Genomic DNA, 14,971 nt, shown 5'->3' on the forward strand with positions numbered 1-14,971 from the left:
GCGTGTCTCGGCTGGCGCTCTTCCCGCTGCTGCTGTTGCTGGTCGGGTTATTGCCACTGGCGGCCATGGTGCCCGCTACGTGGCTGCCGTTGCAACAAGGTCATCTCGCTGACGCTTGGCAACAACTGCGACACTGGCCGGCGTTGGGCCATAGTCTAGCGCTCTCGCTGCTAAGCAGCCTCGGCGCCTCATGGGGGGCGCTGGTTCTGGGACTGGCGTTGGCCGGCCGGACGCTACAGCGCCGCCGACGCCATCGCCTGATCCCGGCGCTGCTCCTCGCCGCTCCCCACATTGCCCTGGCCACCGGTCTGTTGATGCTGCTGGCGCCGACCGGCCTACTGTGGCGCCTCTTGGCGCCGCTGTTCGCTTGGCGGCAACCGCCCGATCTCGCGCTGCCAAATGATCCCTATGCGCTAAGCCTGATGTTGCTCCTGCTGCTCAAGGAGACCCCTTTCTTCTATCTGCTTGCCCTGGCGCAGGCCGAACGCTGTGGCGCGATGCAACAGCTTGGTGTCGCCGCCGCCCTCGGTTACCCGCCGCGTCAAGGATGGTGGCGCATCGTGGTTCCCCAATTGTTACCCGGTTTACGCCTGCCGATGTTCTGTGTGTTGGCCTTCTCACTCTCGGCGCTGGATCTGGCTCTATTGCTCGGCCCGCAACGGCCCTATCTGTTTGCGCAACTGCTGTGGCAATGGATCAGCGATGGAGAGCAAGGGGGGCTGGCGGCGCTCGGCGCACTGCTATTATTGTTACTCAACGCGCTGGCCTTGCTGATCAGCTACGCCGGCGAACGCGCCTGGGTAAACGTTTGCCAACGCCCACCCCGTCGCCATGCGCGCCATACGGCAAGCCTGGTCGCCGCCTATTGGCCCGCGGCCTTCGGCCTCACGGCAAGCGCCTATCTGATGCTGCTGTTGATCTCCCTGGCACAGCGCTGGCCGTTTCCCTTACGCTGGCCGCAACACTGGCGCTATGACAGCTGGCTGTACAGCTTTCATGACTGGAGCACCCCGTTATGGCATAGCCTGTGGATCGCCCTGGTGGTCAATCTCTTGGCGCTTATCTTAGCGCTGGGCACCCTGGAGTGGTATGCCGCGCGGCAGCGGCACCCCGGTGCCTGGCTGCTGTTGCCGCTGCTACTGCCGCAGATGGGGCTGATCTTTGGCTTGCAAGTCTTCGCCGCCCGTTATCATTGGCTGGGCAGCTACCCACTGGTGATCTATGGCCAACTGCTGTTCGTCACGCCCTATTACCTGTTGACACTCTCCGGCCCCTGGCTGCGTTTCGATGTGCGCCAGATCCGCGTTGCGCTGGCTTTGGGGCAATCCCCCTGGCGAGCCTTTTACCGCGTTAAGCTGCCACAACTCATGCCGGCCCTCCTCGTGGCACTCGCCTTTGGCGTCGCGGTCAGCATCGGCATGTATCTCCCAACCCTGGGGCTGGGGGCTGGCCGCCTGCCGACCCTGGCCACCGAAACCGTCGCCTATGCCAGTGGCATCGATCGCCGTCTGGCAGCCATCGGCGCCCTGTGGCAAACCCTGTTGCCCTTACCGGCTTTCCTGTTAGCGCTCTGGCTACCAGTGCGCGGCGTACGAGGCGCCTCCCGCCATGACATCTCTTAAACTCGAAGACTTCTGCGTGACGTTGTCACATAAGCCACTGCTGCCCGCGCTCTCCCTGACGGTGGCCGCGGGAGAAGTCCTCACCCTGATGGGGCCAAGCGGCTGTGGTAAATCCACCCTCTTGGCCGGGATCGCCGGCCAGCTCCAGCCGCCGCTGCGCGCCCTAGGCGCGGTGTGGCTGGGAGAACGGCCACTCAGCCACCTCCCAGCTTGGCGTCGTGGGATCGGGCTGTTGTTTCAGGACGATCTGCTCTTCCCTCACCTGACCGTGGCGCAGAATCTCCGCTTCGCCCTCGCACCACAGGCCGCGGCGGACGCCGTCGCCCAAGCGCTCCAGCAGGCGGAAATGAGCGAGATGGCCAACGCGTATCCGGCGGCGCTCTCCGGCGGACAACGGGCGCGCATCAGCGTACTGCGTACCCTACTGGCCACCCCGCAAGCCCTGCTGCTCGATGAGCCGTTCTCACGCTTAGATGCCCCGCTGCGTCAACGTTTCCGTGCCTGGATCTATGCCCAGATCGCCCAACGCGCCATCCCCGCCATCCTGGTCACCCACGACGCGGCGGATGTCCCGGCTGGCGGGCGCGTTGTCACGCTGGCTGCGGCATGAGCCATTCCTGATTCATGGTGCGGGTGTCGCCGAGGTAGTCGAGTAACCAATCGAGCGCCGGCGAGCGGCTGTGATCTTGCCAGGTCACACAGCAGGCGCTATCGGGAAAGGATTGGCTCAGACGCAAGGCATGCAGACGTCCGGCGGCAATCAACGGATCGGCGCCGTGGGCCGGCATCAAGCCGACGCATAACCCGGCCTCTAGGCAGTCGATGGCGCAGGGCCAATCCGGCACCACGAGGCGGCGTTGATTGTCCAGCAGCCAGGTATCCCGCTTGGGTAGCGTCCGTGAGGTATCCTCAATGCTCAACGCCGGGAATGGCCGCAGCCGATCGTCGTCCAATTCGCCGTCGAAGCTCGCTAAAGGATGATCGGGACTGACCACGCAACGCCAGTGGAGGAAGCCCATGTCGCGGAAAGCATAACGTCCACCGGCGGGCACCGCCCGGGTGGCACCGATCGCCACCTCGACCCGGCCATTGATCAGCGCATCCCAGACGCCATTGAACACCTCGCTGTGGATCATCAGCTCCATGTCGGGGAAGTGACGGTAAAAATCCACCACCAGTTGCTGGCAACGTTGCGGGCGCACGATGCGATCGACGGCGACATGGAACTGACCGCGCCAACCGTTGGCGACCTGCTGACACTGGCGCCGGGTGGCATGCATTTTTTTGATAATAGCGCGTGCCTCATCGACGAAAAAGGCCCCGGCTTCGGTCAACTCCACGTCGCGATGCCGACGCTCAAATAGCGCTACCGCCAGCCAATTCTCCAATTGCCGCACGGTGTAACTCACCGCGGAGGGCACCCGGTGCAGTTCCTGCGCCGCCGCGCTAAAGCTACCGGTGCGCGCCACCGCGTCGACCACCTCCAGCGAATACTCTGACCACATGCGCTAACTCCTCAGCCACTGCTTTCAAAAATTTTCACCCATAATGCCAAATAATAGCGTTTCACAAGCGAGATGCCAGCCAATAAACTCTCAGCCGTCACATTCTCCGCCTGCAAAATATTCATAACGAGTCAAAATAATGAGAAGTAAATCAGGTTTCATGTTCTATCTGGCCGGCCTCAGTATGCTGGGATACCTGGCCACCGATATGTATCTGCCCGCCTTCGGCGCGATGCGCCAGGATCTGGGGGCCTCTGCCGGTGCCATCAGCGCCAGTCTGAGTATCTTCCTGGCCGGTTTCGCCTTCGCGCAACTGCTGTGGGGACCGCTCTCCGATCGCATCGGACGCAAGCCGGTACTGGTGCTGGGGCTGAGCATGTTCGCCCTGGCCTGCCTGGGAATGCTGTGGATCGAGAACACCAGCCAACTGCTGGTGCTGCGTTTCGTGCAAGCTATCGGCGTTTGCTCCGCCGCCGTCACCTGGCAAGCCTTGGTAATCGATCGCTACAGCAAAGGGGTCGCTAATCGCGTCTTCGCGACGGTGATGCCACTGGTTGCGCTTTCGCCGGCGCTCGCGCCGCTGCTCGGCGCTTGGCTGCTCAACCACTTCGAATGGCAGGCGATCTTCGCCATGCTGTTCCTGATCACCTTGCTGCTGCTGATCCCGACCCTGCGTCTGAAAGAGCATCGGGCGGCAGCGGCTAGCACCCGCGCGCCGAGCATCGGTTTTCTGCGTCTGATGCGCTCCAATATCTTTAGCGGTAACGTGCTGATCTACGCCGCCTGCTCCGCCGGCTTCTTCGCCTGGCTGACCGGCTCTCCCTTTATCCTCGGCGAGATGGGATACAGCCCGAATGATATCGGTCTGAGCTATGTGCCGCAGACCATCGCCTTTCTGCTGGGTGGATACGGCTGCCGCGCGCTGTTGAGCCGTATCGGCGGCTCCCTGCTGCTGCCTTGGTTACTGGTGATCTACTCGCTAAGCATGCTGGCGATGCTGGTGATGGCGCTCAGCTATCAGCCCGGTCTGCTGGCATTGTTAGTGCCGTTCTGCGTCATGGCGATGATGAACGGCGCCATCTATCCTATCGTGGTCGCCAGTGCCTTGACGCCGTTCCCGCATAACAGCGGCAAGGCCGCGGCACTGCAAAACACCCTGCAACTGGGCGTCTGCTTCCTGGCCAGCCTGCTGGTGTCGGCGCTGATCCATCTGCCACTGCTGGCGACCACCGCCATCATGGCCGCTACCATCCCGTTGGTGGTGCTAGGCTACTGGCTCAAGAGTGACAGTGTCACCACCATGCTCGAAAAACGTCGCGAACAACAGCGCGGTCAACACGCGCTCACCCGCCATTAATCTACGCCGCCGCATCGGCGGTGCATGCGGTGAAAAAGGCGGCACTTGAGCCGCTTTTCACCGCCGCCTATACTGGATGAGATATGACTTGGTTCATATTTCTTCTCTCCAGGTCACTATCATTTGCGTGTTCTGTGCGTGGCATCACATTAGCCGGAGCCCTATCGGAGCGCCAGACACGCATTTCCCTTTGTCCAGGGGTCGATCGGGCAAGGCGCCCCATCCGTTGGCACGATTCGAGTAGCTGTATGGCGTGCGTCTCGTTGCGCGCTGTTCATCAAGTTTGGCTAGGGAGCGACGATGAGTTCATCATGTATGGAAGCGGTCAGCGCACAGAATGATGCCTGGCAGCGTATCGCCAACGAGATGCTGGGCCGAGCCGGCATCACACTTAACGGCGATCACCCCTATGACATCCAGGTTATCCATCCGCACTTTTACCGCCGGGTGCTGCAACAAGGCTCACTAGGGCTGGGCGAAAGCTATATGGATGGCTGGTGGCAGTGCGAACGCTTAGACATCTTCTTTCATAAGGTGCTGCGGGCCGGGTTGGAGCGCCAACTGCCGCATCACTGGCGCGACACCCTACGCGTCGCCAGCGCTCGTCTGACCAATCTCCAATCCCGACGCCGCGCCTGGATGGTCGGACGCGAACACTATGATCTGGGTAACGATCTCTTCCGCCAGATGCTTGATCCCGCGATGCAATACTCCTGCGCCTACTGGAAACAGGCCGAAACCTTGGAGCAGGCGCAACAAGATAAGCTGCGCTTGATCTGCGAGAAACTCCAGTTGCGCCCAGGTATGAGCCTGCTGGACATCGGCTGCGGCTGGGGCGGCCTGGCGGCCTACGCCGCCCGCCACTACGGAGTCCGGGTCGATGGCGTGACCATCTCGGCCGAACAGCAGAAGCTGGCGGTCGAACGCTGCCAAGGCTTGGATGTCCGCATCCTGTTACAGGACTACCGCGATCTGAATGCACGCTACGATCGGATCGTCTCCGTCGGGATGTTCGAACATGTCGGGCCGAAGAACTACGCCACCTATTTCGCCGTCGCCCGGCGTAATCTGAAGGATGATGGGCTCTTTTTACTGCATACCATCGGTGCCAACCGCACCACGCCGGATGTCGATCCCTGGATCAATAAGTACATCTTCCCCAACGGCTGCCTCCCTTCGCTACGCCACATCGCCCAGGCCAGCGAACCGCTCTTCGTGATGGAGGATTGGCACAACATCGGCGCCGACTACGACCGAACCCTGATGGCTTGGCAGCAGCGTTTCCTCGCGGCCTGGCCGACGCTCCAGGCGCGCTACTCCGAGCGTTTCTTCCGCATGTTCAATTATTATCTGTGCGCCTGTGCCGGGGCGTTCCGCGCCCGCGATATCCAACTCTGGCAGGTGTTGTTCTCTCCGCACGGGATCGGTGGCGGCATGCGGGTCGCGCGCTAAGGGGGGCAGATACCCTCCTCATTTGTCCCAACCGGCGGCCCCGTAGGCCTCCGTTTTCTTGGCATGATCAAGGTGCCCGACGCATGGCGCGGCGCTGGCGCCGCAGCCAGATCAGCTTATAGGCCGCCGGAATGATAAACAGCGACAGCAGCGGCGCGGTGATCATTCCGCCGATCATCGGTGCAGCGATGCGGCTCATCACCTCCGAGCCGCTGCCGCTGCCCCACAGGATCGGCAACAAACCGGCGATGATCACCGCCACGGTCATCGCCTTGGGACGCACCCGCAGCACCGCGCCGTGATACAACGCTGCATCCAACGCCGCTGGGGTGAAGCGTGCGGGCTGGCTCAACGCCACATCATGCTCGATAGCTTGACGCAAATACATCAGCATCACCACGCCGAACTCGGCAGCCACGCCAGCCAAGGCGATAAAACCGGTGCCGGTGGCGACCGACAGATGAAACCCTTGCCAATAGAGGAACCAGATGCCGCCGACCAAGGCGAAAGGCAGACTCATCAGGATCAACAACGCTTCGTCTATTCGCCGGAAGGCCAGATAGAGCAACACAAAGATGATCACCAACGTCATCGGCACCATCAGCATCAGCTTACGGTTGGCCTGTTCCAACAGCTCAAATTGGCCGGAAAAGCTGACGCTGGTCCCCGGCGCCAGGGTGACTTGCTGCTGGATCGCCGTCTGCAAATCCGCCACCACCGACACCATGTCGCGACCACGCGCATCGATGTAGATCCAACTGGCCGGGCGGGCATTTTCGGTCTTCAACATCGATGGTCCGGAAACCACCCGCACCTCCGCCACGTCGCCCAAGGTGATCTGTTGCTGCAACGGTGTCAGGATCGGCAGTTGGCGCAACGCCGCGGGCGACTCCCGCCAGGCCTGGGGATAACGCAGCGCGATGGGGTAACGCGCCACCCCTTCGACGGTTTCCCCGATCATCGCCCCGCCGATGGCGGAAGAGACGAACAGTTGCACATCGGCGACTGTCATGCCGTAGCGCGCCGCCTGCTGGCGCTGGATCTGAATATCGATGTAACGCCCTCCCTCCAGACGCTCCGCCAGCGCCGAAACCACCCCGGGTACCGTCTTCGCCACCGCCTCGATACGCTGGGCCGTGGCGTCGATGTCGGCCAATACGGTCCCCGATACCTTGATGCCGATTGGACTCTTAATACCGGTCGAGAGCATGTCGATGCGGTTACGGATCGGCGGAACCCACAGGTTGGCCAACCCCGGTAAACGCACCGTAGCATCGAGTTCGGCGATGATCTTGTCCATCGTCATCCCCGCTCGCCACTGCGTTTGCGGTTTCAATTGAATGGTGGTTTCGATCATCTCCAGCGGCGCCGAGTCGGTCGCCGTCTCCGCCTTACCGCTCTTACCAAAGACGCTGGCCACCTCCGGTACCTGCTTGATCAGCTTGTCGGTCGTCTGTAGCAACTGCGCCGCCTGGCCGGGCGAGATCCCCGGCAGGGTCGAGGGCATATACAGCAGATCACCTTCGTTGATATTCGGCAAGAACTCGCCACCGACACGGTTCAGCGGCCAAATCACCGTGGCGATGGACAACGCCGCCAGCAGCAGGGTAAGGCGTGGCCAGCGCAGTACGATGAGCAACAGCGGGTGGTAGAGGCGGATCAGAAAACGATTCAAGGGATTACGGCTCTCCGGCGGGATAGTGCCGCGGATCCAGAAGCCCATCAGGATAGGGATGACGACGATCGCTAGCGCCGCCGCCCCGGCCATGGCGTAGGTCTTGGTGAAGGCTAATGGGCCAAACAGCCGCCCCTCCTGTCCTTCGAGGGTGAAGATAGGGATGAAAGAGAGCGTAATAATCAGCAGGCTGATAAACAGCGCCGGTCCGACCTCGACCGCGGCATCGGTGATCACCCGCCAGCGCGTGGCATTATCGATCGGGCTTGCGGGATGACGCTGCGACCACTCCTCCAGGCGCTTATGGGCGTTCTCGATCATCACGATCGCCGCATCGACCATCGCCCCGACCGCGATGGCGATCCCCCCCAAGGACATGATATTCGCGTTCAATCCCTGATAGCGCATGATGATAAAGGCGATGCACAGTCCCAGCGGTAAGGAGACGATCGCCACCAACGCCGAGCGCACGTGCCACAGAAACAGGGCGCAAACCAGCGCCACCACGACGAACTCCTCCAACAGCTTGAGGCTCAGGTTATCGATCGCCCGGTCGATCAGTTGGCTGCGATCATAGGTCGTCACCAACTCGACACCCGCTGGCAAACTGCTTTGCAGCGCGGCAAGTTTCGCCTTCACCGCGCTGATCACCTGGCGAGCATTCTCACCGGAGCGGAGGATCACTACCCCGCCCGCCACCTCGCCCTCGCCGTCCAGCTCGGCGATCCCCCGGCGCATCTCCGGGCCGATCTGGACACGGGCAACATCTTGCAGGTAGATCGGTACGCCATCTTGGCCACTTTGCAAGACGATGTGGTTAAAGTCATCGAGGGTACGCAGATAGCCGCTGGCTCGCACCATATACTCCGCCTCGGCCAGCTCTAGCGATGCGCCGCCCGCCTCCTGGTTAGCGGCGCCGATGGCCCGTTTCACCGCCGCCAGACTGATGCCATACTGCGTCAGCTTCAACGGGTCGACCTGAATCTGATACTGTTTTACCACCCCGCCGATCGAGGCGACCTCAGAGACGTTAGGAATGGTTTTCAACTCAAACTTCAGAAACCAATCCTGTAACGAGCGTAGCTCGGCCAGATCGTGCCCTCCGCGCTTATCCAACAGCGCATACTCGAAAATCCAACCGACCCCGGTGGCATCGGGCCCAATCTCCGCGCTCACCCCGGCTGGTAACCGCCCCTGCACCTGGTTCAGATACTCCAATACCCGTGAACGGGCCCAATAAAGATCGGTGCCATCGGCGAAGATCACGTAGACGTAGGAGGTGCCGAACTGAGAGAAGCCGCGCACCGTCTTGGCGCCCGGCACCGACAGCATGGTGGTGGTCAGCGGATAGGTTACCTGATCCTCCACCAGCTGCGGAGCCTGTCCCGGGTAACTGGTCTTGATGATCACCTGTACATCGGAGAGATCGGGCAGCGCATCCACCGGGGTGTTGGCGATCGTCCAAGCGCCCCACACGCTAAGGAATAGTACCCCCATCATCACCAAGAAACGGTTCGCTACCGAGCGTCGAATAATCCATGCAATCATGACCGTCTCCTCAATGCCCGGCGTGTTGTGCCGCGGCGTCATCCGCCGAGGCGGATGCCGCGGGACTGGCCTCCTCACTCGCCGGACGCATCCGTGCCAACGCGCCATTGATGCTGGCCTCCGAGTCGATCAGAAACAGTCCGTTAACCACCACCGACTCCCCCTCAGTCAGCCCGGCGGCGATCGCCGCCTGCTGCTGCGCCGTCTGCACCACCGCAACACGCTTCGGCAGGAAGCGTCCGTCCGCCGTCACCGTGATCACATGCTGCTCGGCACCGTTATCGACGATTGCCTGGGCGGGGATCAACAACCCGGCAGGGCTCTGCGTCTCAAGGCGTAAGGTGGCATTCATACCCGGCCTCAACCGACCGTCGGCATTGGCCACCGAGAGACGGATCTGCAAGGTACGCGTCGTCGGATCGGCGCTGGGCAGCGCACGCCAGTCGAGCACCGTGAAGCGCTGTTGCGGGTAGGCGGGCACCTCCAGTTCGAAACGGCTCTCCGCGTTCAGCTGCGCGGCCATCGCCTCGGGCAGCGCGACGCTGACCCAGACCGGATCGATGCCCTGGATCTGCGCCACCACCTTATCCTTGGAGAAGTTCATCCCGGCGCGCAGATCGAAGGCGGTGATCACCCCGTCGAGCGGGGCGCGCAGGGTGAAACGGGTCTGGATCCGGCGAGTAGTCCGTAAGCGCTGAATGTCCGCCTCTGGCATCCCACTCAGGCGTAAACGCTCCAATACCCCTTGGCGCTGCGCCTCCTGACCCGCGCCCGGCATCAGCAACAGGTATTCGCTCTGCGCCTCAACCCACGCCGGGATGGTGATGTCGACCAACGGACTGCCGCGCGTGATCCGATCGCCGTTAGTCAGCGGATAGACCTTTTCGACAAAGCCCTCCGCGCGCGCCTGCATGATCACGTATTGATACTCGTTAAAGCGAATGTTCGCCGGTAAGACACTGACGTTGGTCAACCTTCCTTGCCGCACCTTGGCCGTCTTCAGCCCCAGATTCTGTTGTTGCGCGGGATCGATGCGAACCCTCTGATCTGCGTCCTGCGGCTCCCCTTCATCGGCATATTTCGCCACCAGATCCATATCCATAAAGGGGGATTTACCCGGCTGATCAAATTTGACATCGGGCTTCATCGGGTCATACCAGAACAGGACGCGCCGCTCGGCCGGAGCCGGGGGGGGCGCTGCGGGTGGCGTCAGGTAAGCATACAGGCCGACGCTGATCAGCCCTCCCAGAATGAGGCCGCCGACAACGGCCGTGGCATATTTTATCGTTAGAGCGGGCATGACACTCCCCATTCGCTCGCCGGTCATTCACGACTGGCGCAGAGTCGAACGACCGGTTATTTCACAGGAAATAACCGGCGTAGATAACATGAAAATGTTCAGAGGGTATGGATAGCGATTAACTGCGAGCGCGCGCCTTGCTGAACAAAGGAAAACGTCACCTGATCGCCGACCTTTATCCCCGCCACTTGATTCGCCGCGCTAAAGGTAAAACGCATGGTCATCGCCGGCCACGCCAATTCGGGGATCGGTGGATGACTGATGGTGATCTTCTTATTTGGCAAATCGATCGCCTTCACCTCACCACGGGCCGTGATCTGCGCCGTCTCCGCTTGCTCGTTCGCCGCCGACTGCGCGTGCTGATGCTCGCCCGGCGTCGCCATTACCGGGACACTACCTGCCATGAGGAGCCCCGCACACAGGGCCATGTTGATCGCTGTTTTCATCACATTCACTCCATTGGATTAACGAGGCCGGCGTTATGCCTGCCAACCACCGCCGAGGGCGGCGAAAAGGGTTATTTCATTCGCTTGCTGCGCATAGCGCAGATCGAGCAGTGTCTGTTGGGTGGTAAATAACGCACGCTCGGCATCCAGTACCTCGATATAACTCAACGCGCCATGGGCATATAAGCCGCGGGCGCGCTGTAAGGTGGCCTCGAGCGCCGCCAGATAACGCTGTTGTGCCGCGAGTTGTTCGGCGAGGCTCTGGCGTGTGGAAAGGGCATCATCCACCTCCTTAAACGCCGCCTGGATCTTATTTTCATAGTTCACGATGGCCTGCTGCTGACGTAATTCGGCGAGTTGCAAATTGGCGCGATTACGCCCGGCGTTAAAGATCGGCAAGGTAACTTGGGGGACAAAACTCCACACGCCGCCGGCCGCGCTGAATAAACCGGCTAAATCGCTGCCGCTGCCATTCAATCCGCCACTCAGTGAGATCGCGGGAAAGAAGGCGGCGCGCGCCGCACCGATATTGGCATCCGCCGCTTGCAGCAGGTGCTCCGCCTCCATAATGTCAGGGCGCTGCAACAGGATGGTCGATGGCAACGGTAGCGGCAGCGCCACCGGACCGAGCGGACTGAGCAAACCACGTTGATCGCCGGGCGCACGGCCATACACGCCGACCAGACGCTGTATCGCGTGGTTGGCCTGCGCCAGCTCGCCCTCGCGGCGAGCCAAGGCCGCCTGGGTACTGTCTATCTGCCCACGCGCCTGCGCCAACGCCAGCAAGTTGTTGCTACCGACCCGTACCTGTTGCTCGATCAAGGAATAGGACTGACGATAGTTTTGCAGCGTCTCTTGGGCGATACGCAACTGAGCATAAGCCAACTGCTGCGTGAAATAGGCCTGGGCGACATTGGCGACCAACAGAATATGCAGCGCGCGTTGCGCCTGTTGACTGGCGAGGAGATTATGCCGCTCTCGCTCGCTCATCGATTGGAGACGACCGAACAGATCCAGTTCAAATCCCAACGCCCCCCCCAACTGATACTCCCGGCGACTGGCTCCTCCCTGGAGCGGCGCGCGATAATTAGCCTGTGAGGTGGCGTCAAGCTGGGGATAACGTGCCGCCTCCTGCAACGCCAGTTGCGTCCGCGCCAGACCAACATTAATCACCGCCTGCTGCAAATCGCGGTTATTACGCAATGCCTCGTCGATCAGTTGCTTCAGCTGTGCATCGTGGAAAAAATGGCGCCAACCCTGCTCTTGATAGGTCGCTGGTGCCGCGGCGCTGGCCGACGGTGGCGCAGAGAAATGTGCGCTGACCGGCGATGCCGGGCGACGATACTCCGGCGCCAAGGAGACGCATCCCGTCAACACCAATACCAGACTGACGCTTATTTGCTGTATCTTAACCATAACGCTGATGACCCAAACACGCCGATGAGGGTGGCGCCCCGCCGGCCGCCAAAGGATAAGCGCACCTTAACAAATCGATGCGCTTTGCCCGGTGACAGGCGAATGACAAAGCTGTCATTTTCCCGTTGCCCGATTGATCTCGCCTACAGGCCCTCTACAATGGCCGAGACGGCATGGCATAACGGAGCGCAGGGTGAAAATACTGATCGTCGAAGATGAGGCAAAAACCGGGAAATACCTGAGTAAAGGGTTGACGGAGGCGGGATTTGTCGTCGATCTCGCCGACAATGGCCTGACGGGATACCACCTGGCGATGACCGCCAGCTACGATCTGATCATCCTCGATATCCTACTGCCCGACGTCAATGGCTGGGATATCGTGCGCATGCTGCGCAACGCCAAGCAAGGGCTCCCGATCCTACTGTTGAGTGCCCTCGGCACCATCGAGCAGCGGGTAAAGGGATTGGAGCTCGGCGCCGACGATTACCTGGTCAAACCCTTCGCCTTCGCCGAGCTTTTGGCGCGGGTGAGAACCTTGTTACGCCGCGGCAACAGCCATATTCCCGCGAGTCAGTTTCACGTAGCCGATCTCACCCTCGATCTCCTCTCGCGGAAAGTGACGCGCAACGGCAAGCGCATCACGCTGACGAGCAAGGAGTTTACTCTGCTAGAGTTTTTCCTCCGTCACCAGGGAGAAGTGCTGCCACGCTCGCTGATCGCCTCACAGGTCTGGGATATGAACTTCGACAGCGACACCAACGCCATCGATGTGGCCGTCAAGCGTCTGCGCGCGAAGATCGATCTCGATTTCGAACCCAAGCTGATCCAAACGGTGCGTGGCGTGGGTTATCTGCTTGAGGTCGCGGATGCCTCCTAAACATGTACGGCGTCCCATCTCGCTGGCGGCGCGCCTGACCCTAGCCATCTCCCTGGCCACGTGTCTCGCCTTCGCCGTCTTCACCTGGATTATGATCTACTCTGTCGAGCGTCATTTCGCCGAACTGGATAACAGCACCCTGCAACAGGTACGCAGCAGCATCCTGCGCGTCTTGCAAGAGCCGCCCCACCCTGGCGTTCAACGCCTGGAAACGCTGAACCGCGTGCTGGCCGGTTATCAAAACATCAGCGTCGCGCTACGTGCCAGCGACCAGCGTTTTCTCTACCGCTCGGACGATGCCGCCAACCTCAATCCCGTCTGGCAGTTAGCGGCGTTACCGCGCTATCTGCAAAGCGGGCAAGTCTTTCTCTGGTCGAACGAGCGTCAACCGCGCGAAGCCTACCGACTGATCGTCAGTACCGTCGCGCCACCGGGCGAGACGCATACGCCATACACGCTGTTGATCGCCCTCTCTATCGACGTCCACCTGCACTACCTCGACCAGTTGAAGATGGATCTGATGTTCTGTGCGGCCTTGATCAGCCTGCTGATCATTTTCCTCGTGCTGCTTGCCGTGTACAACGGGCACCAGCCACTGCGCAAACTGAGCAGCAAGATCAAGACCATCACCGCGGAGAATCTCGATACCCGCCTCGAACCGGGCGCGGTGCCGATCGAGCTGCAACAACTCGTCCTCTCCTTCAACCAGATGCTCGCCCGCATTGAGGATGTGTTCACTCGGCAGGCGAATTTTTCTGCCGACATCGCCCATGAGATGCGTACCCCGATCACCAACCTGCTCACTCAGAGCGAGATCGTGTTAAGCCAGGCGCGTACGCAGCAAGAGCTGGAGGAGGTCATCTATTCGAATCTCGAAGAGTACCAGCGTATGGCGAAGATGGTGAGTGACATGCTCTTCCTGGCGCAAGCGGATAACCAACGCCTCAGCCTCGACTGCCGCGCACTCGATCTGCGCGAGGAGACCCTGAAGGTCTTCGACTTCTTCGAAGCCTGGGCGGAGGAGCGCCAGGTGACGTTGCGCTTCACGGGGAAAGCTGGCGCCGCCTGGGGCGATCCGTTAATGCTGCGGCGGGTCATCAGCAATCTGTTGTCCAACGCGATTCGCCATACTCCGCCGGGTCACAGCGTGCATGTACAACTCAGCGAGACTGACGACGCGGTGCAACTCTGCGTCGCCAATCCCGGCTCCCCCATCGCCCCGTCACATCTGCCACGCCTGTTCGACCGTTTTTACCGCGTCGATCCCGCCCGCCAGCGTAACGGCGAAGGGAGCGGCATCGGCCTGGCCATCGTCAAGTCGGTCATCGTCGCCCACCAAGGCCAGGTCTGGGTTAGTTCGGATCACGAGGCTACTCGCTTTAGCTTCTCTCTCGCCCACGCCGAGCACGGCGCGAGGTGATCCCCGTGTCGGCTCCCCTTCCCCTAAGGCGGCCCCTCCCGGTGGCGCAGATCGTCTCAGGGCAAAGATGTTGTCGGCCCAAAGGAGAGCGCTGCTCGCCCCACGCGAGATAGATGTCGACATACGCGACGCAAACCGCCGCATAGGCTTTAACGCCTTGTCTTCAGTAGCTCAACGACGCTTCGTCCCCTGTGCATGGGACATAACGGCGCACACGTAATCTCATGCCCGATGACATCATCGTCATTCTCTCGTCACGCGCGCCAGCGGCTCCCCCCGTTATACTGGGCCCCAGCGGAAGAGCATGGCTGGCCCTACGCTAGCCACCTTGCCGAACGGCGAGACGCTTTCCC

The 14,971-nt window shown here is 61.2% G+C and carries 11 protein-coding genes; 6 read left to right on the forward strand and 5 right to left on the reverse strand.

Annotated elements, in window-relative coordinates; all coding sequences use genetic code 11:
* The first annotated feature begins 2 nt into the window (after nt 1–2).
* Nucleotides 3–1,622, forward strand: a complete 1,620-nt coding sequence (locus tag EHO01S_RS00120; protein WP_024522042.1) for an ABC transporter permease family protein — start codon at nt 3–5, stop codon at nt 1,620–1,622.
* Nucleotides 1,609–2,232, forward strand: a complete 624-nt coding sequence (locus EHO01S_RS00125; protein ID WP_024522043.1) for an ATP-binding cassette domain-containing protein — start codon at nt 1,609–1,611, stop codon at nt 2,230–2,232. The genes EHO01S_RS00120 and EHO01S_RS00125 overlap by 14 nt, the downstream gene beginning before the upstream one ends.
* On the opposite strand, the gene punR is transcribed toward EHO01S_RS00125, so the two are convergent.
* Complete coding sequence (gene punR / locus EHO01S_RS00130; RefSeq protein ID WP_024522044.1) at nt 2,213–3,127, reverse strand: DNA-binding transcriptional activator PunR; 915 nt, start codon at nt 3,125–3,127, stop codon at nt 2,213–2,215. The two genes, EHO01S_RS00125 and punR, sit on opposite strands and share 20 nt — an antisense overlap.
* 139 nt (nt 3,128–3,266) lie before the next feature.
* On the opposite strand from punR, the gene punC reads away from it, so the two are divergent.
* The gene (gene punC, locus EHO01S_RS00140) at nt 3,267–4,484 is read left to right on the forward strand and encodes a purine nucleoside transporter PunC (protein ID WP_024522045.1); all 1,218 of its coding nucleotides are present in this window, start codon (nt 3,267–3,269) and stop codon (nt 4,482–4,484) included.
* Between the two features lie 300 nt (nt 4,485–4,784).
* Complete coding sequence (gene cfa, locus EHO01S_RS00145; protein ID WP_024522046.1) at nt 4,785–5,936, forward strand: cyclopropane fatty acyl phospholipid synthase; 1,152 nt, start codon at nt 4,785–4,787, stop codon at nt 5,934–5,936.
* A 67-nt stretch (nt 5,937–6,003) separates the two neighbouring features.
* On the opposite strand, the gene EHO01S_RS00150 is transcribed toward cfa, so the two are convergent.
* The 4 genes from EHO01S_RS00150 to EHO01S_RS00165 all read right to left on the reverse strand — a co-directional run bounded on the left by EHO01S_RS00150 (nt 6,004) and on the right by EHO01S_RS00165 (nt 12,321).
* Nucleotides 6,004–9,159, reverse strand: coding sequence for a CusA/CzcA family heavy metal efflux RND transporter (locus EHO01S_RS00150; RefSeq protein WP_024522047.1), 3,156 nt, complete (start codon nt 9,157–9,159; stop codon nt 6,004–6,006).
* 10 nt (nt 9,160–9,169) lie between these two features.
* A complete protein-coding gene (locus EHO01S_RS00155) occupies nt 9,170–10,459 on the reverse strand; it encodes an efflux RND transporter periplasmic adaptor subunit (protein WP_024522048.1) in 1,290 nt (429 codons plus the stop codon).
* 98 nt (nt 10,460–10,557) lie between these two features.
* Complete coding sequence (locus EHO01S_RS00160) at nt 10,558–10,905, reverse strand: copper-binding protein (RefSeq protein ID WP_024522049.1); 348 nt, start codon at nt 10,903–10,905, stop codon at nt 10,558–10,560.
* Nucleotides 10,906–10,938: 33 nt separating this feature from the next.
* Nucleotides 10,939–12,321 (reverse strand): Cu(I)/Ag(I) efflux RND transporter outer membrane protein, encoded by a 1,383-nt coding sequence (locus EHO01S_RS00165; RefSeq protein ID WP_024522050.1) that lies wholly within the window; start codon nt 12,319–12,321, stop codon nt 10,939–10,941.
* A gap of 193 nt (nt 12,322–12,514) precedes the next feature.
* On the opposite strand from EHO01S_RS00165, the gene EHO01S_RS00170 reads away from it, so the two are divergent.
* Both EHO01S_RS00170 and EHO01S_RS00175 read left to right on the forward strand, forming a co-directional pair.
* Complete coding sequence (locus EHO01S_RS00170) at nt 12,515–13,198, forward strand: copper/silver response regulator transcription factor (RefSeq protein WP_024522051.1); 684 nt, start codon at nt 12,515–12,517, stop codon at nt 13,196–13,198.
* Nucleotides 13,188–14,618 (forward strand): Cu(+)/Ag(+) sensor histidine kinase, encoded by a 1,431-nt coding sequence (locus EHO01S_RS00175; RefSeq protein ID WP_024522052.1) that lies wholly within the window; start codon nt 13,188–13,190, stop codon nt 14,616–14,618. The genes EHO01S_RS00170 and EHO01S_RS00175 overlap by 11 nt, the downstream gene beginning before the upstream one ends.
* The last annotated feature ends 353 nt before the right edge of the window (nt 14,619–14,971 follow it).

The sequence above is a fragment of the Edwardsiella hoshinae NBRC 105699 = ATCC 33379 genome (assembly GCF_000474215.1).
Classification (GTDB): domain Bacteria; phylum Pseudomonadota; class Gammaproteobacteria; order Enterobacterales; family Enterobacteriaceae; genus Edwardsiella; species Edwardsiella hoshinae.